Here is a 21246-nt window from a genome sequence, read left to right on the forward strand (position 1 = left end):
CGCCACCAGCAAAGCCGCCAGATGAAGCGTTCGATTCCTTTCGAGATATTCCGCTACGCCGCGATCTTCGCCACCATGGCGGTGACGCTGGTGCCAATCCTGTGGATGGTGTCGATGGCCTTCAAGCCGATCGCGGAATGGTCGGCGACCGGCGCCGACCTGACATGGTGGCCGAAGAACCCGACGCTCAGCAATTTCCGTTTCGTGTTCGGCGAGTCGACCAACAATCTGATCGTCGCGCTCGACCACACGGCGCTGAAGCCGATCCTCTCATCGCTGCTGTCGGCGGTTTTCGGCACGGTGATCGCCATGTCGGCGGGCACTGCCGCGGCTTACGGCCTGTCGCGTTTCGGCTCCGGCCAGAACTTGCCGCTGGCCTTGATCCAGCTGCGGCTGTTTCCGCCGATGGCGGTCATGATCCCGGTGATGATCATGTGGGCCTTCCTCAACTTCACCGACAGCTGGTGGGGGTTGGCGCTGATCTACGGCATCGTCACCTTGCCCTTCGCCTTCTGGCTGATGAAGACTTTCTTCGACGACATGCCGCGCGAGATCGAGGAGGCGGCCCTTGTCGAAGGCTGTTCGCGGCTGCGCGTCTTCACCCGCATCACGCTGCCGATGATGCGCGCGCCGCTGGCGAGTGCCGCGCTCTTCGTCTTCATCCTCAACTGGTCGGACTATCTGATCGCGCTGCTTCTGACGACGCGCGAATGGGTGACGATCCCGGTCTACATGGCTTCGTTGTCGTCCTCGATGACCGGGCAGCTCTATGGCGCCAAGGCAGCGCTCGGCCTGATCGCTGCCGTGCCGCCGGTCATCATGGGCATCGCCATCCAGCGCCATCTGGTGCGCGGGCTGACATTCGGGGCGCTCAAACAATGAGCGCGGTGACTGCCATGATCTTGAAGGACGAAATGAAGACCGTCGGAGCAAGGCCGGTTTCGCACGACGAGGGCGCAAGGTTGGGTTTCCGCCTGACGCTGCCGGCGCAGATCCTGGTGCTGTTCATCTCGGCCTTCCCGCTGTTGATGCAACTGTACATCAGCGTGACCGACTGGTCGCCGCTGTCGGGCCTTGGCTGGTGGAATGCCTGGTCGCTGTGGAACAGCTTTGCCAACTACACTGACCTTGCCGCCGATGCGCGCTTCTGGAGCGCGTTGAAGCGCACGGCCATCGTCATGATCGTCTGCGTGCCGGCGGAGTTCCTGCTCGGGCTGGCGCTGGCGACGCTGTTTGCCGACGACTTTCCGGGCAAGCGCATCTTCTACTCGGTCCTGCTGATGCCGATGATGGTGGTGCCGGCGGTGGCCGGCTACATGTTCTTCATGCTGTTCCAGTCGGGCGGCCCGGTGAACGACATATTGTCGGCGCTCACCGGTTCTCCCGTCACCATCGCCTGGCTGTCGGACCCGACGCTGGCGCTGATGGCCGTCATGGTCGCCGACATCTGGCAGTGGACGCCGCTGATGTTCCTCATCCTGCTCGCCGGCCTGATCGGCGTGCCGGAGGATCAGATCAAGGCGGCGACGCTGCTCGGTGCCAATCCGTGGCAGCGCTTCGTCACCATCGTGCTGCCTAAGATGAAGACGATCATCATCATCGCACTGGCGATCAGGGTGATCGAGAACTTCAAGATTTTCGACACGCTCTACATCATGACTGGCGGTGGCCCCGGCGTCGCCACCGAGACCATCTCCGTCTACATTTACAAGCTCACCACCCAGGACCTGATCTGGGGCTATGTGGCGGCGATAGCACTCGCCATATTGATCGTGCTCTCGATCGTCGCGGTGTTCGCCATGAAGCGCATGGTGCGGGCACGCGAGGTGCCGGCATGAGCGCCATTCACCTGCAAAACCTGGTCAAGAAATTCGGCGACTTTACCGCGCTGAAGACGATGGACCTGGCAATATCAGACGGCGAGTTCATGGCGCTGCTCGGGCCGTCGGGCTGCGGCAAGTCGACGACGATGAATATGATCGCCGGCATGGAGGAACCGACCGGCGGCAAGATCCTGTTCGGCGAGCGCGACATGGCCGGCGTGCCGATGGGGCGGCGCGGCGTCGGCTTCGTGTTCCAGAATTACGCCATCTTCACCCATATGACGGTGCGCCAGAACCTCGCCTACGGGCCGAAGATGCACGGCACAGCGAAAGCCGAGATCGACCGCCGTGTTGGTGCGATCGCCGAGATGCTGCAACTGACGCCGCTGCTCGACCGCAAGGCCGACCGGCTGTCGGTCAACATCTTGCAGCGGGTGGCGATCGGCCGTTCGGCGATCATGGAGCCGGCGATCTTCCTGCTCGACGAGCCGCTGTCCAATGTCGATGCTGCTTTCCGGGCGGTCATGCGCACCGAGCTGAAGCAACTGCAGCGCCAGTTCCGCCAGACCATGGTCTACGTCACCCACGACCAGCTCGAGGCGATGACCATGGCCGACCGCATCGCGGTCATGGATCATGGCGTGCTGCAGCAGGTCGGCACGCCGCTCGAGGTCTACAACGATCCGGCCAATGTCTTCGTCGCCCGCTTCATCGGCGCGCCGGGCATGAACCTGCTCAAGGGAAGACCGGCGGAGAGCGACCGCGGGCTGGTCGTCGATCTCGGACCGTTGGGCATCACCCCGCCGCTGCCGAGTGATCTCGCGGCGGCTATGCGCGGCGCGCGCGGCGAGGTGCTTTACGGATTCCGGCCGGAACAGGCGACGCTGGTGCAGAATGGTCAGGGTCTCGCCATGCAGGTCACCTTCGTCGAACGGATCGGCGCGCGCACCATCGTTCATCTCGGGCAGGGCGAGGCTGCCGTAAAGACAGTGTTCGACAATGATGTCGGCCTGGCGATCGGCGACACCGCTATCGTCGCTCCCGCCGCGTCGTCGGTGCGCGTCTTCGACGCCGCCAGCGGCCTTGCGATCAAGGCAGGTTGAGATGGCCGATATCGTCTTTCGCAATGTGACCAAGCGCTACGGCGGCACACTCGCTGTCGACGACGCCTCGTTCACGGTCAACGACAACGAGTTTTTCTGCTTCTTCGGTCCACCGCTGTCGGGCAAGTCGACCATCCTACGTCTGGTGCTCGGGCTGGAGACGCCAGACTCGGGAGAAATCCTGATCGGCGGCAGACCGGTCAACACTGTGTCGCCGGCCGAGCGAAACGTGGCGATGGTGTTCCAAAACCTGGCGCTGTTCCCGCATATGAGTGCGCTCGACAATGTCCGCTTTCCCCTTGTCGAACGCCGGGTCGCCGAGGTCGAGATCAAAAGGCGGGTCGCCGACGTCGCGGCGAAGCTGCATATCGGCCATATCCTGCATAAGCCGCCGGGACAGCTTTCGGGTGGCGAGCGACAACGCGTGGCGATCGCGCGCGCCCTGATGCGCGATCCCAACGCCTATCTGATGGACGATCCGATCTCGGCGCTCGACGCCAGGCTGCGCGAAGAAACGCGCGTCGAGTTGAAGCGCATCCAGCGCGAGCTCGGCAAGACGCTAATCTATGTCACGCACGACCAGGAAGAGGCGATGTCGGTCGCCGACCGCATCGCTATGCTGGAGGACGGCAGGATCAGGCAGATTGGTGCACCAGCCGAACTCTATGACCATCCGGCCAGCACCTATGTGGCGCGGCTGCTTGGCTCGCCGATGATGAACATCTTGAAATCGGCGCGCGGCGAGGGCGGTGTCGAAGCGGCTGAAGGCACGATCCGCATTGCCGACAAGACTGCTCCAGCCGATGCCGTCGAGATTGGGCTCAGGCCGGAAGATATCAAGGTTACAGCGTGGGCGGACGGGGGCTCGGGCCGCCCGGCGCGGGTGTTCGAGGTCGAGCCGCTTGGCGGCTACACCGTGGTGACGCTCGCTGCCGGGCAGGCGCGGCTGAAGGCATTGCTGCGCGGCCAGCCCGACATCCGGCCAGACGCGATGGTGGCGATATCCTGCGAGCCGGCCAGGGTGCATTATTTCGGACAGAGCGGGGGAGCGCTGGCACGATGACGGCGGCCGCAAGGAAAGAGTCTCGGGAGGATCAGATGGCACACAAGGGTTTCGAGCCGGATGTGAAGGTCCGAACCAAGGAATACCGGATCGGCTGCGTCGGCGCCGGCATGATCATGGCCGAGTGTCATCTCGCTGCCTACAAGGAAGCTGGCTTCCCGGTGGTGGCGATCGCCTCGCGCACCCGGGCCAGTGCCGAGAAGGTGGCGACCCGCTGGGGCATCGGGACGGTGCACGATACGCCGGAGCAGCTGATCGAGGATACGAATGTCGAGATCATCGACCTTGCCTTTCCGCCCGACCAGCAGCCGGCGTTGATCCGGCACGCGCTGAAGCAGAAGCACATCAAGGCGATCCTGGCGCAGAAGCCATTGGCGTTGTCGGTTGACGAAGCGGTCAAGCTGCGCGACGAGGCGGCCAAGGCCGGCAAGATCCTCTCGGTCAACCAGAACATGCGCTACGACCAGTCGATGCGCGTCTTGAAGCAGATCATCGACAGCGGTGCGCTGGGCGACATCGTCTTCGCGCAGATCGACATGCACGCCATCCCGCATTGGCAGAGCTTCCTGGAGGACTACGACCGGCTGACGCTCGCCAATATGAGCGTGCACCATCTCGATGTGCTGCGCTTCCTGTTCGGCGACCCGGACGAAATCACCACGCTGACGCGCAAGGATCCGCGCACGAAATTCGACCATTCCGACGGCATCACCGTGTCGACGCTGCGCTTCCCTTCCGGCGTGCTCGCCGTGTCGCTGGAGGATGTCTGGTCCGGTCCGCGCCAGGATGGCTACAAGGACGACCAGCATATCAACTGGCGCGTCGACGGCACCAAGGGCGTCGCCAAGGGCACCATCGGCTGGCCGACGGGAGCGGCCTCGACGCTGACTTATGCCTCAACCGAGACCACCGGCGGCGAATGGATCAGCCCGAGCTGGGACACGATGTGGTTCCCGCATGCCTTTATCGGCGTGATGGAACAGCTCCAGCACGCGGTGAAGACCGGCACGCCGCCGGCGCTGTCGGTCGCCGACAACGTCAAGACCATGGCGCTGGTCGAGGCGGGCTACCGCTCGATCGACGAAGGCCGCACGGTCAAGCTTTCCGAAATCGCTACCTGATCACCGCTACTGAAACACCAGACAACTGAATCGCTTACAGGGAGGAATTCACACCATGATGCAGGCTGGCATTTTTACGGGCTATTTCCCGTACGGTCTCGAAGAGACGGCGAAGAAGATCCGCGGGCTCGGTTTCAACACGGTGCAGCTCGACCTTCATTTCAAGGATGTCGACCTGTCGGCCGGGCAGATCACCAGGGACAAGGCCAAGACGGTGCGCGACGTCTTCCGCGACCACAATCTGCCGGTCTGCTGCGTGTCGGGCTACACCAACATCATCCATCCCGACAAGGCCGAGCGCGACAGGCGCGTCGGCTACCTCAAGGAGATCATCCGCAATGCCCGCCATTTCGGCAGCCCCTACGTGATCTCGGAAACCGGCACCTACAACACCGAATCCGACTGGGTGCATCACCCCAAGAACAAGACCGAGGAAGGCTTCGAGGAATGCCGCAAGGTGGTCGCTGATCTTGCCCAGACGGCCTATGACCACGGCGCGGTGTTCCTGCTCGAGACCTATGTCAACAACGTCGTCGGCTCGGTCGAGGAGACGGTCAAGATGTTCGCGCAGGTCGATCATCCCGGCCTCGGCCTCCTGATGGATCCGACCAATTATTTCGAGACGCACAACATCGACCGCATGGACCAGATCCTGAACCAGGTGTTCGACACGTTGACCGACAAGATCAGGATAGCCCACGCCAAGGACGTCAAGCGTTCGGGCGGCGACAAGTCCGAGAAGCACGCCGATATCGGCGACGAGGACGCGCTGGAGAGCCACACGTTCCGTGGCGTCGGTGAGATCGAACTGCCGGCCCCTGGCCTCGGTTCGCTGAACTACGACCTCTATCTCCAGCGGCTGGCGGAAAAGCATCCGAACATCCCTGTCATCATCGAGCATCTCTCGGAAGACGATGTGCCGCGCGCCAAAAAATTCCTCGACGGGAAGTTCCGCGAAAACGGTCTGTGAGAGGTGGTTAGCGCAGCCGATTGAGGGGACGACAGTGCAGTGAATGAAGCGGCCGTGACATGGTAGAACTTTACGGCAAGACGCTTTCGCGCCGGCAGGTCTCGGAACGCTCGGGCATGCTGTCGCAATTTGCCGGCGTGCGGCTGATGACGCTTGGCGACGGGGTGGAACGCGGCATCCGCATGCTGGAGTTCCGCACCGGCTCGGGCCTGCGCTTCACAGCGCTGGTCGACCGGGCACTCGATATCGCCGACTGCGACTTCAGGGGACAGGCGATCGGCTGGCATTCGCCGAGCGGCTTTCGTCATCCCGGCCTGCACGACTATGAAGGGGAAGGGGGGCTCGCCTGGGCGCGCTCTTTTTCCGGGCTGCTCGTCACCTGCGGCCTCGATCACATATTGGGCCGGGAAGAAGTGCCGGCCGACAGCTACAACTATCCGGGCAGGAAGACCGTGGTGCATTCGCTGCACGGCCGCGTCGGCACCATTCCGGCGCGGCTGACCGGTTATGGCGAGGCCTGGGACGGCGACCGCTGCGTGCTGTGGGCCGAAGGCATCGTCCAGCAATCGGCGGTGTTCGGCGAGGACCTGCATTTGCTGCGGCGCATCGAGGCCGATGTCGGCGGCAACGAGATCCGGCTGTCAGACCGCGTCGTCAATCACGGCTTCAACCGCACGCCGCACATGTATTTCTACCATGTCAATGTCAGCCACCCCTTGCTCGATGAGGGCGCGCGCTATCTGGCGCCGATCCGCGATGTCGTCTGGGCCGGGCATGATGGCGAGCGCTACGAGGCGCAGAAGGTCGGCTACCGCACCGTGCCGGCGCCGCGACTGGGTTTCAGCGAACAGGTCTGGCAGCACGACATGGCGGCGGACGGCAATGGCGAGGTGCCAGTGGCTGTTGTCAACGACCGCCTCGGACTTGGCTTCGAGGTCGTGACCCGCAAGGACCAGCTGCCTTGCGCCTATCAATGGCAGAATTTCCAGGCCGGGCAATATGCGCTGGGCATCGAACCCTCGACGCATCATGTGCTCGGCAATCTCGCGGCGCGCGAGCGTGGCGAGATGATCTGGCTGGAGCATGGCGAAGGCCGCTCTTATGATGCGGTATTCCGGGTGATCGACGGCGCCGGCGCGATCGCTGCTGCCGAACGGAGGATCGTCTCGATCGCCAGGCAACCGCAACAGGATTATCCTGCGCCGTCGCGCAACTTTCCGAGACTGGCGGGCAGGGCATGATGCGAAACGAATGCTCCGGCCGGCGGGTCGGATATCGGAGGTCGATGTGATGGGAAAAAAGCGCGACTACAGCCTGGTCGGCGAAAGCACACGCATCGCGATCGAGACCGGATTGGCCTCGGCGGAGTGGTACCACACCGACGTTCCTCGCAAGGCAATGAAGGAGCTGATGCAGCGCTCGGACGGGCCGGCGATCCGCGACACGATCATCTGGATATCAGCCATACTGGGCTCCGCCGCCGGTATCATCTGGTTCTGGGGCACGTGGTGGGTGGTGCCGTTCCTGCTCGTCTACGGCGTGCTCTACGGCTCCTCCAGCGACTCGCGCTGGCACGAGTGCGGCCACGGCACCGCCTTCCGCACCCGCTGGATGAGCGATGTCGTCTACCAGATCGCCAGTTTCATGCTGATGCGCAATCCGGTGACCTGGCGCTGGAGCCATGCACGCCACCACACCGACACCATCATCGTCGGCCGCGATGCCGAGATCGCGGTGATGCGTCCGCCGGACCTCTTGCGCGCCGCGCTTGCCTTCACCGGCATTCTCGATTTCCGTTATTCGCTGCCCACACTGGTGCGCAATGCGTTCGGCAGCATCTCGCCCGACGAGAGGAGTTTTATCCCCGAGATGGAGCTGCGCAAGGTGGTCACCGCCGCGCGCTGGCATATCGCCATCTATGTCGCGGCGATCGCGCTGGCGCTCTATTTGTGGTCGTTCCTGCCGCTGGTGCTGATCGGCCTGCCGCGCCTCTATGGCAGCTGGCACATGGTGCTGACGGGCCTGCTGCAGCATATCGGGCTGGCAGACAATGTCACCGACCACCGGCTGAATACGCGCACCGTCTACATGAACCCGATCAGCCGCTTCATCTACTGGAATATGAACTACCATGTCGAACATCACATGTTCCCGATGGTGCCCTATCATGCGCTGCCGAAGCTGCACGAAATGATCAAACATGACCTGCCGGAGCCCAATCCATCGATCTGGCATGCCTATCGCGAGGTCTGGCCGGTGCTGATCAAGCAGCTCCAGTACGAGGACTACTTCCTCAAGCGCGAATTGCCGCCGACGGCGCGGCCGTACCGCGAGGAATTCCACGCGCTGACCGTTCCGGCGGCGGCGGAATAGAGTTGCAGGAGACAGAGATGGCCGACTGGGTTGAAGCGTGCGCCGTCGATGATGTCGAGGAAGAGGACGTCATCCGCTTCGACCACGGCGGACGCACTTTCGCCAGCCCGGATGACGAGTACTTCGCCACCGACGGCTATTGCACGCATGAGAAGGCACATTTGGCCGACGGGCTGGTGATGGACGACATCATCGAATGCCCCAAGCACAATGGCCGCTTCAACTACAAGACAGGTGTCGCCAAAGGCGCGCCGGTGTGCGTCAATCTCAAGACCTATCCAGTGCGCATCGAAGCTGGCAAGGTTATGATCGAGATCGGCTGACCTGCCGCACCATGTAACAGAGGGGACCCCTTTCGATGAGCCGAAAAAGACCGACCGTCGCCGACCTGCGCGCCATGAAGGGCAAGCGCCAGCTGACCATGCTACGCGTGCTGACGATGGACGAGGCCGAGGCCGCCGAGCGGGCAGGGGTCGACATCGTCTCGGTACCGCCCGAACTGGTGCTCAACCCGCAATACCGCGATGCGGCGCCCAGCCTGTTCACAATGCCCGGCGAGAATTTCTACGAGATCGGCACGGCGGACGATTTCGTGCGCTGGGCCTTTCGGCTCTACAAGGCCAGCGCCGACGCGGTCTATTGCAGCGCCGGTTACGCCACGATCAAGCGGATGGCGGACGATGCCATTCCGGTGATCGGCCATGTCGGCCTCATTCCTTCCCGCGCGACCTGGACCGGCGGCTTCAAAGCGGTCGGCAAGACCGCCGACACCGCCATCCAGATATTCGAAGCGGTAAAGCAGCTGGAGGCCGCCGGCGCCATCGGCGCCGAGATCGAGGTCGTGCCTGTCGAGGTGGCCAAGGCGATCTCGGAACGAACATCGTTGATCATGCTGTCGATGGGGGCGGGCACCGGCTGCGACGCGCAATATCTGTTCGCCGACGATATTCTCGGACAGAACCGTGGCCACATGCCTCGTCACTCCAAGGTCTATCGCAATTTCGCCGCCGAATATGATCGCTTGCAGGCCGAGCGCATCGCCGCGTTCTCGGAATATGTCGCCGACGTCAACAGCCTGGCCTATCCCGAAGACAGGCATGTCGTGCACATGGACCCGGCCGAGCTACGCCTGTTCCTGGACAAGGTCGGCCGGAGCTAAGTCCGTCTGCCAACTTCCGCTGGCGAGCGCCGCGTAGCGCATCTCGGCGTCGATGCCGAGCATTGGCTCGAGATGGACATGCGGCTCGAACACCGTCTGGCCCTCGCTTTTGCGCGGCGCGACACGAAAGTTTGTTGCGCTGTGCCTGGACGCTGCTAACAAATGCTGTTCAAACCGCTTCCGTCATGACTGCCATTCCCGAGACCGAGACCTTACCCGAAACGGCCACCAATGCGCGGCGCGTGGCGTTGATCGTCGCCATCGCCTTCTTCATGCAGCTGCTGGATTCGACCATCATCTCGACCTCGCTGCCGCAGATGGGCGCGTCGTTCGGCGTGCCGGCGGTGGCGATGAGCATCGGCATCACCGCCTATATGCTGACCATGGCGGTGTTCGTGCCGCTGTCGGGCTGGCTCGCCGACCGGTTCGGCGCACGCAACATCTTCCTGCTGGCGATTATCCTGTTCACATTGGCCTCGCTCGCCTGCGGCTTCTCTCAAGACCTGAGCCAATTCGTCGCCGCGCGTGTCGTGCAAGGGCTGGGCAGCGCGCTGATGACGCCGGTCGGGCGCATTCTCGTCTTGCGCAATGCATCGAAGTCCGAGCTGCTCAACGCCACCGCGCTGATCACCTGGCCGGCGCTGTTTGCGCCGGTGGTCGGGCCGGTGCTCGGCGGCTTCATCACGACCTATCTGTCCTGGCACTGGAACTTCTTCATCAACATCCCGCTCGGCGTGATCGGGCTGGCGCTGGTCGCCCGCTTCATTCCGGGCGACCGCGAAGCAGACCCCAAACCGCTGGACTGGCCGGGCTTCGTGCTGACATCGGCCGGGCTCGCTTTGCTGCTCTACGGCCTCGAGCGCATCGCGCATCCGGAAGACGGTGTTCTGCCGACCGTAGCGCTGATCGCTGCCGGGATCGTCATCGGCTGGCTGGCGGTGTGCCATCTCAGGCGCGCGCCGCATCCGCTGCTCGATCTCTCGTCGTTCAAGGTGCTGACCTTCGCCATCTCGACGCTGGCCGCCGGCACCATCTTCCGGGTGGCGATCAACGCCACGCCATTCCTGCTGCCGTTGCTGTTCCAGGTCGGCTTTGGCCTCAGCCCCGTCGATGCCGGCATGATGATCTTGGCCTATTTCCTCGGCAATCTCGGCATGAAGACTGTGACGACGCCGACGCTGCGCCGCTTCGGCTTTCGTTCGGTGCTGGTCGTCAACGGCCTGATCGCCTCGGCGGCGATCATGGCCAGCGCGGCAATCTCGCCGCAGACGCCGCAGGCGCTGGTGGTGGCGCTGATGCTGATCGCCGGTCTGTCGCGCTCGATGCAGTTCACCGCACTCAACACGCTGGCCTTCGCCGATATCGATGCGGCGCAGCGTAGCTCGGCGGCGACACTGTCCTCGATGCTGCAGCAGGTGGCGATGCTGTTCGGCGTGGCGGTGGCGGCGGCGGTCCTCAACTTGTCGCAGATCGCCAGGGACAGGCCGGCGCTCGACCTTGTGGATTTTCGAATCGCCTTCCTGGTGATCGGCGCCATTGGGCTGGTGGCGGCGTTGCGTTTTCTCGCTCTGCCGGCGGGTGCGGGCGCCGAGGTCTCCGGGCATACGCCGGGAAATTGACATCGAATTTTTCCACCTCATGCGGAGATAAATTCCGCCTTGCGCTTTCGTGTTGAAGTGGTTCTTTCACCGGTGGCCGTGATGGCGGAACCGATTGCCAAAAATGCAGGGTTTTCCATGGATTGCGCCAGCTTCGGCAATCGATGCGTCCACTCGGTGAATATCACTGCCAGCCCAGGTTCTGAACGCGGATTCATTTGACGAACCGGCGCCGGGCCGATTAGCTTTCTTCCCAGGGATGGCAGCACTGCCATCGGGGCAAACGCAGACATGAACACGATCGGCTGGCCGAATTTCAGGAGCCTTAATCAGGAAGGCATTGTCTTTGCAATCGCGGTGGTGCTGTTCGTTGCCGCGGCGATAGGCCTGCCGGGCTTCGTCGACCCCAACAATCTTGTCGCCATCGTCCGCTCGGTGTCGGTGCTCGGCATCCTCGCGCTCGGCATGGCCGTCGTCATCATCGGGCGCGGCATCGACCTCTCCGCCGTGGCGATCATGGCGATGTCGGTCGCCTGGTATCTGCAACTGCTGAATTCGGGCATGCCGGACGGGCTGGCCTTCGCCTATGTCCTGGCCGGTGTGCTGGCCATCGGCCTGCTCAACGGTTTTCTCGTTGCCTATGCCGATGTACCGGCGATCTTCGTGACGCTGGCGACCGGCTCTTTCGTCTTCGGCTATGTGCGCTCGCAACTGATCACGCAGGACGCCGTGCCGGTGCCGCAGGGCCACTGGGTCGAACTGCTCGGCGGCCTGCGCTTTCTCGATATTCCGATCGAGGTGTTCATCTTCGTCGGCCTCGCGTTCCTGTTCTTCCTGTTCCTGCGCTACACCAAATGGGGTCGTTACATCTATTTCGCCGGCGACAATCCGGTGGCGGCCCGCAACATCGGCATTCCGGTGCGGCCGATGCTGATGCTGCGCTATGTGCTTTCCGCCTTCGTGGCCCTGATCGCCGGCCTGCTGACGGCGGCCAGCCTGCACTCGATCAACACCCGCATCGTCAATTCGACGCTGCTCTACGACATCGTGCTCGTGGCGGTGATCGGCGGCATCGGCTTGTCCGGCGGGCGGGGCGGGGTGCGCAACGTGCTGGTCGGTGCGGCGCTGATCGGCATCCTGCTCAACGCCATGACCATCATCGACATTCCGCTGCTCTACCAGAACCTGATCAAGGCGGCGATCCTGCTGGGGGCGATCATCGTCGACGGCATCATCAATCCACGTGACGAGCAGACCGCTCAACAGGGCGACATTTAGGGGTACCCGGTCCGATCCATCCCGATCGGCCGGCAATGAAAATCGAAACGAGAGGATCTGACATGAAATTCATCAGGACATTGATGGCCGCCGCCACGGCACTCGCCGTCACCGCCTTCGTGGCGCCAACCTTCGCCGCCGACGATCCCGGCCCAGCGGCTTACGCGCAGGCACTCAAGGGCAAGCGTGTCATGCTGGTGCCGCTGGCGATGGGCTTCGACCTGGCGCAGGGTTGGGCGCACTACCTGAAGACCGAGGTCGAAGCCTGGGGCGGCGTGTTCGAAACGCGCGACCCGAATTGGGTGGTCGATGCCGGCGCGCAGGCGATCACCGACGCCATCTCGTCGGACACCAGGCCGGACGTGCTGATCATCCATGCACCGGACCTGAACTCCTATTCCAAGCTGATGAAGAAGGCGCAGGCCGCCGGCACCTACGTGATCCTGGTCGACAATCCCGCCAACTTCCCGGCCGACGCCTTTGTCGGCAGCGACTGGGACCGGCTTGGCCAGCTCGAGGCCGAAGCGGCGATCAAGGGCTGCGGCGAAAATTCGTCGAAGAAGATCGGCCTCGTGCAGGGCGACCAGGCGAACTCCTCCAGCCTTTATCAGTATGCCGGCATCATGAAGGTGCTGGACAAGCATCCCGACTTCAAGGTGGTGGCGAAGCCCGATTCCAACTGGGATGCGACGACCTCGCGCAACGTGACGACGACGATGCTGCAGCAGAACCCGGATATCTGCTCGATCATCGACTTCTGGGATGGTGACGCCACCGGCGCGTCCGCCGCGATCCGCGACGCCAAGCTCGACGGCAAGGTGTTCCTGGTCACCACCGGCGGCGGCGAGAAGGCGGCCGATTGCGACAAGCTGCAGGACGGCACCTATGGCGCCGTGGTGATGACCGAACTTGCCCGCCAGTCCGGCGACATGAACGCGATCATCAAGTTCCTGCTGCAGAGCGGCCAACCGGCCGGCACCTCACACACCTACATCTACACGCTGGAAAAGGCGACCACCAAGGCCGACCTCAAGCCAGACAGCTGCTGGGACCTGAAGGCGCTGCAGGCGCAAGCGGCGGCGAAATAAGGCCTTACTCTCCAACACCGATCAACGAGGTGGCCGGATTGCCCGGCCACCTCCTTCTCTTGCTGCAGTGACCTGATGTCCTTTCGCGAACGCCTCCAGTCCTGGCGCTACAATCTCGTGCCCGACCATGTCGTCGGCGAGATCCTGACCAAACGCTGGACCGACAACGCCATTCCGTTCCTGGCGCTCGTGGTGACGCTGGCAACCTTCGGCTCGATCATTCCCGGCTTCTTCAAGCTGACGGCGCTGCAGGAATCGACCCGCCAGCTCGGTGAATTCTCGATGGTGGTCACCGGCATGACCGTGGTGATGCTGGGCGGCGGCATCGACCTGTCGGTCGGCTCGATCTTCGCGCTGTCCTGCTTCTCCGCCGTTTATGTCTTCTTCATCCTCGAACAGTCGATCTGGCTGGCGCTGGCCGCGTCGGTCGCCACCGGACTCGTCTTCGGCGCCATCAACGGCTATCTCGTCGGCTACCTCAGGCTGCGCGCCTTTCTCACCACGCTGGTCACCTTCATCTTCGGCCGGGCGCTGTTCGACATCCTGGTCACCACCTACGCCGCCGATGTGCAGCTCTCGACCGCCACTTCGGATGTGCTCGACTTCATCGGCGACAGCACCTTCTGGGGGCTCTCCGTCTCGGTGTGGCTGGCGATCATCCTGGCGATCGTCACCCATATTGCGTTGACGCGGTCGCGGCCTGGCTGGCACGTGCTGGCGGTCGGCGGCTCCAGGCGCTCGGCGCACAATGCCGGCATCCGCGTGCGCCGCACCGTGTTCATGACCTATGTCTTCTCGGGCTTCTGTGCCTCGATTGGTGGTTTCCTCATCGCCTGCCGGCTGAGTGGGGCAGGGCCGGGCACAGGCCTCAACCTCGAGATCATGGCGCTGACAGCGGCGGTGGTCGGCGGCGTCAGCCTTGGCGGCGGGCGCGGCTCGGTGATCAAGGGGCTGATGGGCGCGATCATCGTGCTGACCATGACCAATGGGCTGATCCGGATGGGCTATGGCACCGGCACGAACCAGATGGTGCTTGGCATCATGCTGGCGGTGGCGGTGACGATCGACATCCGTTGGCTGAAGAACCGCCACAAGGTGCTGAACGAGGTCTATGTCGCGCCGGTCTATCTCAAGATGGGCAAAACGCAGTCGGCGGCGCCCGGCTCCGGCACATCATACGAGCTCGACAACCGGCTGTCGGCCGCCGACCATATCGGGCTTGGCGAGTTGGAGGGGCCGGAAGACGTCATCCTCGACCGCGACGACAACCTCTATTGCGGTACGCGCCACGGCGAGATCGTCCGCTTCTTCGCGCCGGACTATGTCAAATCGGAAGTATTCGCTCACATCGGTGGATTCCCGCTCGGCCTCGCCTTCGACAAATCGGGCAATCTGATCAGCTGCGTCGGCGCCATGGGGCTTTATTCGGTCTCGCCCGATCGGGAGGTCAAACGCCTGTCAGCGGAAACATCGCGCTCGTGGACTTCGATCGTTGACGATGCGCGGTTGCGCGATCCCAACGACTGCGACATCGCGCCGGACGGGCGGATCTATTTCACCGATTCGACCAAGCGCTACGATGCCCACGATTGGGCGCTGGACTCGATCGAGAACCGCGCCACCGGGCGTCTGCTGGTCTACGACCCGAAGGACGGATCGACCAGGACGCTGCTCGACGGCTACCGCTACACCAATGGTGTGTGCATGGCGCATGATGGCAAGTCGCTGTTCTTCGCCGAAAGCTGGGCCTGCCGCGTGCATCGCTACTGGCTGGAAGGGCCGAAGGCCGGCACAGCCGAATGCGTCATCCGCGACATGCCTGGTTATCCCGACAACATCAACCGTGCCTCCGACGGCAATTACTGGATGGCGTGGCTCGGCATGCGCACACCGAGCTTCGACCTGTCGCTGCGCCACCCCGATATGCGCAAGCGCATGACGCGCCGGCTGCCGCAGGACGAATGGCTGTTCCCCAACATCAACACCGGCGGCGTGGTGAAATTCACTGAGAAGGGCGGCATCGTCGAGGCGATGGGCGACCTCTCGGGCGGCGCGCATCCGATGGTCACCTCGATGCGCGAGCACAAGGGATATCTGTTCGTTGGCGGCATCCTCAACAACCGCATCGGCCGCTACAAGGTTGCTGGCGCCGACCCGAACTGGACCAGCCCCGCTTCCTACTGGGGAGCGAAGTCATGATCCTTGATCCCGTGCTCGACCTGTTTCGCGGCAAGGCCGTGACCATTCCGCCGCTCGACGGCGCTTTTCGGCCCAATACGCGGCTGGACGATGCGCCAGCTTTTGCCGAATTGACGGAGCCGGACAACCTGCTGGTTTCTGGTGAGAGGGTGCTGGCTTCCAGCGGCAACGCTATCTATTCGCTTGCTGCCCGAACCGAGCCCAAAATTGTCGAAACCTTTCCGTCTGCTGTCACGGCGCTGGCGCTCTCGCCATCCGGCGAACTGACCGTGGGGCTGGAAAGTGGCAAGCTGCTGATATCAGGCAAGGAGGTTCCGCTGCCGGCTGCTCTCAGCTGCATCACCGCACTTGCCTATGCGGATGACGGCACGCTGTGGCTGGCCAATGGCTCGGCCGAGCGCGCGCCTTCGCAATGGGCCGCCGACCTGATGAGGAAGGGGGCGTCCGGTTCGCTTTGGAGGCGGGACGCGGCAGGCGGCGGCTTCCGCAAGGTCTCTGGCGACATCGCCTTCCCCTATGGGCTCTATTCCGTCGGCAGGGATGTTCTGGTCAGTGAAAGCTGGCGTCATCAGCTTGTCCGCTTTGATGGCGCGACGGGCAACCGCTCGACGGTGCTGACGCATCTGCCAGGCTATCCCGCGCGACTGTCGCCCTCCGCCGATGGGGGCGCCTGGCTGACCCTGTTTGCGCCGCGCAACCGGCTGATCGAATTCGTGCTGCAGGAGAAGCACTACCGCCAGGACATGCTGAGCCAAGTGCCGCCAGCCTACTGGATCGCGCCCGCGCTGGCCTCCAGCCGCAGCTTTCTCGAACCGCTGCAATGTGGCGGCATCCGCACCATGGGAATCCACAAGCCATGGTCGCCGAGCCGCTCCTACGGGCTGGTGGTCAGGCTCGACCAAGACATGCAGCCGCAATTCAGCCTGCACAGCCGCGCCAACGGCACGCGCCACGGCATCTGCAGCGTGGCGGAAAGGGACGGCATCCTGTTCATCGCCTCCAGAGGCGGCGATTGCGTGCTGGCTGTCGACCTCGCGTCGGGAGGTTTTTGATGGAACCGATCGTTCGGCTGGAGAACGTCACCAAGACCTATCGCGGCGTGCCGGCGGTGAAGAACGTCAGCTTCGAGCTGCGCAAGGGAGAGATCCACGCACTGCTCGGCGAGAACGGCGCGGGAAAATCGACGCTGACCAAGATCATTGCCGGTGTCGTCGACGCCACATCAGGCAAGATGGTCCACCATGGCCAGGAGATCGCCTACGCCTCGCCGCATGCCGCGCTTGAAGCCGGCATCGCCATGGTGTTCCAGGAAACCAGCCTGGTGCCGTCGATGACGGTGGCGCAGAACCTTTATCTCGGCACCGAAAAGTTCCTCAACCGGCTGCGCGGTACCTACATCTCCGCGCAGCAGTTCCTGCAATCGCTGAATTTTCCGGTCGACCCGAACGCCATGGTGGCAACGCTGGGTGCGGCCAAGCGGCAGATGGTCGAGATCGCACGGGCGGTGCACCACAATGCCGAGATCATCATCTTCGACGAGCCGACGGCGACGCTGACGCCGGAAGAGAAGCGACACTTCTTCGCGCTGATTCGCAGGCTGAAAGCGAGCGGCGTGTCGATCGTCTTCATCAGCCACGCTCTGGAAGAGGCGCTGCTGATTGCCGACCGCATCACTATCCTGCGCGATGGCGAACTGGTGATCACCGACGACACATCGGCCTTCGACCGTGACAGGATCGTCGCCGCCATGGTCGGGCGCACGCTGTCGGGGCAGATCTACCGCCAGCGCGACGAGTCCAAGCTGCGCAAGGCTGGCAAGAAGGTGCTGTCGGTGCAGGACATCTCGATGAGCAATGTCGTGCGCAACAATTCCTTCTCGATCTTCGAAGGCCAGATCACCGGTGTGTTCGGGCTGATCGGCTCCGGCCGCACCGAGACCTTCAAGATCGTCTCCGGCATCTACAAGCGCGATTTCCTGCGCGGCGGCGCCATCGAACTGGACGACAAGCCGGTGCGCTATCTCGTGCCCAGCGAAGCGGTGGCCGACGGCATCGTCTACGTCACCGAGGACCGCAAGAGCGAAGGCATCTTCGAGACGATGGGCATTGCCGAGAACCTGTTCGGCGGGCTTTTGGCGGCAGGCCGCGAAAAGGCGTGGGTGATCAACGCGCAGGAGATGCGCGCGCTGTCGGCCGAATGGACGAGGACGCTGAATATCAAGGCGATCAACGACAATGCGCGTGTGGTCGAACTCTCCGGCGGCAACCAGCAGAAGGTGGTGATCGGCAAGGGGCTGGTGCAGCAGCCGCGCATCGTCATTTTCGACGAGCCGACGCGCGGCGTCGATGTCGGCGCAATCGCCGAGATCCACCAGATCATCAATCGGCTGGCCGACGAGGGCCTCGCCGTGGTGGTGATCTCGTCTTACCTGCCGGAGATCATGAACCTGTCCGACCGTATTCTTGTCTGTAGGCAAGGGCGTATTGTGGAGGAGTTTTCGCCGGCGGAGGCCACCGAGGAGAAGATCATGTACGCGGCGGTTCACTAGGGCTCTGGGTGGTGCGTACGTCGATAATTGGCTGGGACGTTCATCCCTTCGTCATCCACGGGCGAAGCAAGGAGCGTAGCGACGCGGCGCAGACCCGAGGATCCTGTCATGCCGTTACTCCGTAGCGCTGCCGCGGTGCAGAATTCCGCTTCGCTGCACTCTTCGGCAGAGGTCACGGAATGGATCCCAGGGTCTCCGCGACGGAGCTTCGCTCCTGCTTCGCCCTAGGATGACGAAGTTAAGGCCATTGCGCGCCAAAAAATTGAGTCAGAGAAGCTGGTTAGCCGCCTTTGCTCGGAACTTGATTTAACGTTCATCGATCGAAACGAAAGGATCACGCCATGGCCACCACAAGACTTCTCAGCGATGCCGAGGTGGAGAAAGTCCCGGCGGTGAAGGCCGTGTTCGACGATATCCGCGCGACGCGCAAATCCGATTTCGTCAACAATTTCTGGCGTGGGCTGGCCAACGATCCGCCGGCGTTGAAGCGGATCTGGGAACAGTTGAAGGTGGTGATGGTCGCTGACAGCGCCATCGATCCGCTGACCAAGGAGATGATCTACATCGCGGTGTCGACCGCCAATGGCTGCTCCTACTGCGTCCACTCGCACACGGCAGCAGCTCGCGCCAAGGGCATGACCGACGCGCAGCATGGCGAACTGGTGTCGATCATCGGGCTCGCAGGCCAGACCAACCATCTGGTCACGGCGCTGCAGATCCCGGTCGATCCGCAGTTCGAGGTGAAGTAGGCGGCTTACCTTATCTTCTCACTTGTGGGGCGGGAAGCGCGCGTCTCACACCGGCCGGTAAACCTTCTCCGCCGTGTTCCAGAAAATATCAGCCTCCGCCGCCGCGCCATGATTGGCGATCGCATTGCGGTGCGCCTTGATCAGTTCGGCGTGGCTGGTCCATAGCTTCTCGATCGGGAAGTTCGAGCCGAACATCAGATGGTCAGCGCCCAGGATCTCGATCGCGTGGTCGACGATGTAGGCGATCAGCGCCGGGTCGTTGCGGTGGACGAAGGTGCCGAGGCCGGAGAGCTTGGCGTAGAGATTGGGTGCGGCCGACAGCGTGCGCAGGCCGGTCTTCCAGGCTTCGATGGCTTCCGGCTCCATGCCGGTTAGCATGCCGGCATGGGTGAGGATGAAATTCGTTTCGGGGTTTTCGCCGACCAGCGTCAGGCCGTCCTTCATCTGAGCAGGGAAGAGCTGAAGGTCGAAGGACAAGCCATAATCCTTCAGCCGCGCTACATTCGCCCGCACCTTGCGGTCGATGACCTGGTCCGCCGAAGCCGCAAAACGGAAGGCCGGCGTCTCGTGCCAGTGTAGTTGCATGCGCACGCCGCGCAGCAGCGGATATTTTTTCAAGCGATCGATCTGGGGCCTGATGTCGTCGGCGGTCATGTCGGCGTAGCCGACGATGGCATGCGGCCAGTCGGTCTCGTCAGCGGTCTTCTGCAGGAAGGCGACTTCATTCTCGAAATCCTCCCTGGCCCAGTTGGTCTGGACATAGACCGCCTTTTCGACGCCGGACCCCTTCTGATCGGCCAGAAACTCCTCGATCGGATAGTCGCGGCGGATTGGCTCGTAGGGGCCGAAGATGCGCGGCAGCATCGGTCCGACCAGCCAGGGCTGGTCCTTTTGGCGCCAGATGTGAAAATGTGCGTCGATTACCTTCTGCATCACGAAACCCTCTTCCAGATTGTCGTCGCCGCCGGGGCAGGGCGGGCGAGCGACAGGATGAAATCGGTTAGACCCTTGAGCGACGAGCCGTCGACGAGATCGTCGATCACCGGCAGGATGGCGCGAAGTGCCGCCGTTGCCGGCCTGAAGCGCGGGTCGCCGGCCAAAGGCGTTGCCAGCGACAGCCGGAACGCGCGGGCGCTCAGCCGGCGCATCGCCATTTCCAGCTCGCCATGGTCGCCGCGTTCCAGCGCGTCGGACAGGATGACGACCGCGGCACCGCGCGCGAAAGCGGAAAAGCGCGGCACTGAGAGGAAGGCGAGCAGTGTCGGTCCCATGCGGGTGCCGCCGTCCCAGTCGTCAACCTGGGCGGCCGCGCGGGCCAATGCCTGGTCGCGGTCGCGGATACGCAGTGCTGAGGTGATACGGGTCAGCCGCGTGCCGAGGGTGAAGATTTCGGCGCGATCGGCGCCTTGCACCGCGACATGCGCCAGTTTGAGATAATCCGCTGTATGCAGCTTCATCGAGCCGGACACGTCGATCAGCAGCAGCAGCTTTCGGGGGACGGTCTGGCGGCGGCGCAGCAGCGGTGAGGGCACGTCGCCATCGGCACTGACGATTTCCCTGAGCGATCTGCGCAGATCGAGCTTGCCGCGCGAGTGCGTGCGCATGGTGCGGAAGGAGCGGCGGGCGGGCAGGGCGGACGCCAGCTTGCGGCGGAACGCGGCAAGGCCGTCATCGTCGCGCTGGAAATCGCGGCGGCTCAATTGCTCCAGGGCCGAGGACAGCTCGCCGCCTTCTTGCTGCCGGTCGGCTTCGATCTGTTGTTCGTCGGCGCCGCCATCATCCTTGATGCAGGTTTCCTCGTCGGCGTCGCCTTCGACCATCGCCGATGTATTGCCGTAGAAATGGCTCTGGAAATGCGCCTCGAATTCGTCGCGGCGGTCGGGCGGCGGCGCTAGCGTCGCGAGCGCCGCCTCGCGGATATCGGCCATCGAGCGCGGCCCGAGCAATGTCACCGCTTGCATTAAGCTGGAGACCTGATCCGGCGCTATGGCAAAGCCGTAGCGGCGCAGAAGGCGGGCAAAGCCGAGCAAGGGCGCGGCGGCGCGGGGCAAGCTTTTCCCCCGCATCATTGCGTGGCGCCCCCCTCTGGCCTGCCGGACATCTCCCCCTCGTGGGCAGGGGAATCGCACATGAGTACAAAGGGACTCTTGTGTGGTGTGCGGAAATCGATTCTG

The 21246-nt window shown here is 63.3% G+C and carries 20 protein-coding genes; 17 read left to right on the plus strand and 3 right to left on the minus strand.

The window, feature by feature from the left end:
- The first annotated feature begins 21 nt into the window (after window positions 1-21).
- From NKJ90_RS11180 to NKJ90_RS11230, 11 genes are all read left to right on the plus strand, one after another.
- The gene (locus NKJ90_RS11180; RefSeq protein ID WP_023760990.1) at window positions 22-882 is read left to right on the plus strand and encodes a carbohydrate ABC transporter permease; all 861 of its coding nucleotides are present in this window, start codon (window positions 22-24) and stop codon (window positions 880-882) included.
- Window positions 879-1838 (plus strand): carbohydrate ABC transporter permease, encoded by a 960-nt coding sequence (locus tag NKJ90_RS11185; protein WP_023760989.1) that lies wholly within the window; start codon window positions 879-881, stop codon window positions 1836-1838. Before NKJ90_RS11180 ends, NKJ90_RS11185 begins: the two co-directional genes overlap by 4 nt.
- Window positions 1835-2926: an ABC transporter ATP-binding protein gene (locus tag NKJ90_RS11190; RefSeq protein WP_352486102.1), complete on the plus strand. Its 1092-nt coding sequence runs from the start codon at window positions 1835-1837 to the stop codon at window positions 2924-2926. Before NKJ90_RS11185 ends, NKJ90_RS11190 begins: the two co-directional genes overlap by 4 nt.
- 1 nt (window position 2927) lies before the next feature.
- Window positions 2928-3989: an ABC transporter ATP-binding protein gene (locus tag NKJ90_RS11195; RefSeq protein ID WP_023760987.1), complete on the plus strand. Its 1062-nt coding sequence runs from the start codon at window positions 2928-2930 to the stop codon at window positions 3987-3989.
- A gap of 35 nt (window positions 3990-4024) precedes the next feature.
- Window positions 4025-5110 (plus strand): Gfo/Idh/MocA family protein, encoded by a 1086-nt coding sequence (locus NKJ90_RS11200; protein WP_023760986.1) that lies wholly within the window; start codon window positions 4025-4027, stop codon window positions 5108-5110.
- A 55-nt stretch (window positions 5111-5165) separates the two neighbouring features.
- Complete coding sequence (locus NKJ90_RS11205) at window positions 5166-6080, plus strand: sugar phosphate isomerase/epimerase family protein (protein WP_023760985.1); 915 nt, start codon at window positions 5166-5168, stop codon at window positions 6078-6080.
- Between the two features lie 59 nt (window positions 6081-6139).
- Window positions 6140-7321 carry an aldose 1-epimerase family protein gene (locus tag NKJ90_RS11210; RefSeq protein ID WP_023760984.1) on the plus strand — a complete coding sequence of 394 codons (1182 nt, stop codon included), beginning with the start codon at window positions 6140-6142 and terminating at the stop codon, window positions 7319-7321.
- Window positions 7322-7370: 49 nt separating this feature from the next.
- Complete coding sequence (locus tag NKJ90_RS11215; protein ID WP_031260701.1) at window positions 7371-8453, plus strand: fatty acid desaturase family protein; 1083 nt, start codon at window positions 7371-7373, stop codon at window positions 8451-8453.
- A gap of 17 nt (window positions 8454-8470) precedes the next feature.
- Window positions 8471-8776: a MocE family 2Fe-2S type ferredoxin gene (locus NKJ90_RS11220; RefSeq protein ID WP_352486103.1), complete on the plus strand. Its 306-nt coding sequence runs from the start codon at window positions 8471-8473 to the stop codon at window positions 8774-8776.
- A 35-nt stretch (window positions 8777-8811) separates the two neighbouring features.
- Complete coding sequence (locus tag NKJ90_RS11225; protein ID WP_023760982.1) at window positions 8812-9612, plus strand: 3-methyl-2-oxobutanoate hydroxymethyltransferase; 801 nt, start codon at window positions 8812-8814, stop codon at window positions 9610-9612.
- 185 nt (window positions 9613-9797) lie between these two features.
- Window positions 9798-11231 carry a DHA2 family efflux MFS transporter permease subunit gene (locus NKJ90_RS11230; protein ID WP_023760981.1) on the plus strand — a complete coding sequence of 478 codons (1434 nt, stop codon included), beginning with the start codon at window positions 9798-9800 and terminating at the stop codon, window positions 11229-11231.
- A 17-nt stretch (window positions 11232-11248) separates the two neighbouring features.
- Here NKJ90_RS11230 and NKJ90_RS11235 read toward each other — a convergent pair whose 3' ends face one another.
- The gene (locus tag NKJ90_RS11235) at window positions 11249-11503 is read right to left on the minus strand and encodes a hypothetical protein (RefSeq protein ID WP_156938593.1); all 255 of its coding nucleotides are present in this window, start codon (window positions 11501-11503) and stop codon (window positions 11249-11251) included.
- On the opposite strand from NKJ90_RS11235, the gene NKJ90_RS11240 reads away from it, so the two are divergent.
- The 6 genes from NKJ90_RS11240 to NKJ90_RS11265 all read left to right on the plus strand — a co-directional run bounded on the left by NKJ90_RS11240 (window position 11502) and on the right by NKJ90_RS11265 (window position 19072).
- Window positions 11502-12488, plus strand: coding sequence for an ABC transporter permease (locus tag NKJ90_RS11240; protein ID WP_023760980.1), 987 nt, complete (start codon window positions 11502-11504; stop codon window positions 12486-12488). The genes NKJ90_RS11235 and NKJ90_RS11240 overlap by 2 nt on opposite strands.
- A 62-nt stretch (window positions 12489-12550) precedes the next feature.
- Entirely contained in the window at window positions 12551-13576 is a 1026-nt protein-coding gene (locus NKJ90_RS11245) for a sugar ABC transporter substrate-binding protein (RefSeq protein WP_023760979.1), read from the plus strand.
- Window positions 13577-13651: 75 nt separating this feature from the next.
- A complete protein-coding gene (locus NKJ90_RS11250; protein WP_023760978.1) occupies window positions 13652-15775 on the plus strand; it encodes an ABC transporter permease in 2124 nt (707 codons plus the stop codon).
- On the plus strand, window positions 15772-16827 hold the full coding sequence (locus NKJ90_RS11255) for an NHL repeat-containing protein (RefSeq protein ID WP_023760977.1): 1056 nt from the start codon (window positions 15772-15774) through the stop codon (window positions 16825-16827). The genes NKJ90_RS11250 and NKJ90_RS11255 overlap by 4 nt, the downstream gene beginning before the upstream one ends.
- Window positions 16827-18323 (plus strand): sugar ABC transporter ATP-binding protein, encoded by a 1497-nt coding sequence (locus NKJ90_RS11260; RefSeq protein ID WP_023760976.1) that lies wholly within the window; start codon window positions 16827-16829, stop codon window positions 18321-18323. Before NKJ90_RS11255 ends, NKJ90_RS11260 begins: the two co-directional genes overlap by 1 nt.
- Window positions 18324-18664: 341 nt before the next feature.
- Complete coding sequence (locus tag NKJ90_RS11265) at window positions 18665-19072, plus strand: carboxymuconolactone decarboxylase family protein (protein ID WP_023760975.1); 408 nt, start codon at window positions 18665-18667, stop codon at window positions 19070-19072.
- A gap of 45 nt (window positions 19073-19117) precedes the next feature.
- Here NKJ90_RS11265 and NKJ90_RS11270 read toward each other — a convergent pair whose 3' ends face one another.
- Both NKJ90_RS11270 and NKJ90_RS11275 read right to left on the minus strand, forming a co-directional pair.
- Window positions 19118-20005 (minus strand): amidohydrolase family protein, encoded by an 888-nt coding sequence (locus NKJ90_RS11270; RefSeq protein ID WP_023760974.1) that lies wholly within the window; start codon window positions 20003-20005, stop codon window positions 19118-19120.
- A complete protein-coding gene (locus NKJ90_RS11275) occupies window positions 20005-21141 on the minus strand; it encodes a vWA domain-containing protein (protein WP_023760973.1) in 1137 nt (378 codons plus the stop codon). Before NKJ90_RS11275 ends, NKJ90_RS11270 begins: the two co-directional genes overlap by 1 nt.
- Window positions 21142-21246 lie beyond the last annotated feature (105 nt).

Source organism: Mesorhizobium sp. M0051 (assembly GCF_040323235.1).
In the GTDB taxonomy this organism is placed as follows: domain Bacteria; phylum Pseudomonadota; class Alphaproteobacteria; order Rhizobiales; family Rhizobiaceae; genus Mesorhizobium.

Excerpts from the sequence above, each read along its gene's own strand:
- NKJ90_RS11180 (WP_023760990.1), top strand. The coding sequence starts at position 22 with ATGAAGCGTTCGATTCCTTTCGAGATATTCCGCTACGCCGCGATCTTC.
- NKJ90_RS11185 (WP_023760989.1), top strand. The coding sequence starts at position 879 with ATGAGCGCGGTGACTGCCATGATCTTGAAGGACGAAATGAAGACCGTC.
- NKJ90_RS11190 (WP_352486102.1), top strand. The coding sequence starts at position 1,835 with ATGAGCGCCATTCACCTGCAAAACCTGGTCAAGAAATTCGGCGACTTT.
- NKJ90_RS11195 (WP_023760987.1), top strand. The coding sequence starts at position 2,928 with ATGGCCGATATCGTCTTTCGCAATGTGACCAAGCGCTACGGCGGCACA.
- NKJ90_RS11200 (WP_023760986.1), top strand. The coding sequence starts at position 4,025 with ATGGCACACAAGGGTTTCGAGCCGGATGTGAAGGTCCGAACCAAGGAA.
- NKJ90_RS11205 (WP_023760985.1), top strand. The coding sequence starts at position 5,166 with ATGATGCAGGCTGGCATTTTTACGGGCTATTTCCCGTACGGTCTCGAA.
- NKJ90_RS11210 (WP_023760984.1), top strand. The coding sequence starts at position 6,140 with ATGGTAGAACTTTACGGCAAGACGCTTTCGCGCCGGCAGGTCTCGGAA.
- NKJ90_RS11215 (WP_031260701.1), top strand. The coding sequence starts at position 7,371 with ATGGGAAAAAAGCGCGACTACAGCCTGGTCGGCGAAAGCACACGCATC.
- NKJ90_RS11220 (WP_352486103.1), top strand. The coding sequence starts at position 8,471 with ATGGCCGACTGGGTTGAAGCGTGCGCCGTCGATGATGTCGAGGAAGAG.
- NKJ90_RS11225 (WP_023760982.1), top strand. The coding sequence starts at position 8,812 with ATGAGCCGAAAAAGACCGACCGTCGCCGACCTGCGCGCCATGAAGGGC.
- NKJ90_RS11230 (WP_023760981.1), top strand. The coding sequence starts at position 9,798 with ATGACTGCCATTCCCGAGACCGAGACCTTACCCGAAACGGCCACCAAT.
- NKJ90_RS11240 (WP_023760980.1), top strand. The coding sequence starts at position 11,502 with ATGAACACGATCGGCTGGCCGAATTTCAGGAGCCTTAATCAGGAAGGC.
- NKJ90_RS11235 (WP_156938593.1), bottom strand. The coding sequence starts at position 11,503 with ATGTCTGCGTTTGCCCCGATGGCAGTGCTGCCATCCCTGGGAAGAAAG.
- NKJ90_RS11245 (WP_023760979.1), top strand. The coding sequence starts at position 12,551 with ATGAAATTCATCAGGACATTGATGGCCGCCGCCACGGCACTCGCCGTC.
- NKJ90_RS11250 (WP_023760978.1), top strand. The coding sequence starts at position 13,652 with ATGTCCTTTCGCGAACGCCTCCAGTCCTGGCGCTACAATCTCGTGCCC.
- NKJ90_RS11255 (WP_023760977.1), top strand. The coding sequence starts at position 15,772 with ATGATCCTTGATCCCGTGCTCGACCTGTTTCGCGGCAAGGCCGTGACC.
- NKJ90_RS11260 (WP_023760976.1), top strand. The coding sequence starts at position 16,827 with ATGGAACCGATCGTTCGGCTGGAGAACGTCACCAAGACCTATCGCGGC.
- NKJ90_RS11265 (WP_023760975.1), top strand. The coding sequence starts at position 18,665 with ATGGCCACCACAAGACTTCTCAGCGATGCCGAGGTGGAGAAAGTCCCG.
- NKJ90_RS11270 (WP_023760974.1), bottom strand. The coding sequence starts at position 20,005 with ATGCAGAAGGTAATCGACGCACATTTTCACATCTGGCGCCAAAAGGAC.
- NKJ90_RS11275 (WP_023760973.1), bottom strand. The coding sequence starts at position 21,141 with ATGATGCGGGGGAAAAGCTTGCCCCGCGCCGCCGCGCCCTTGCTCGGC.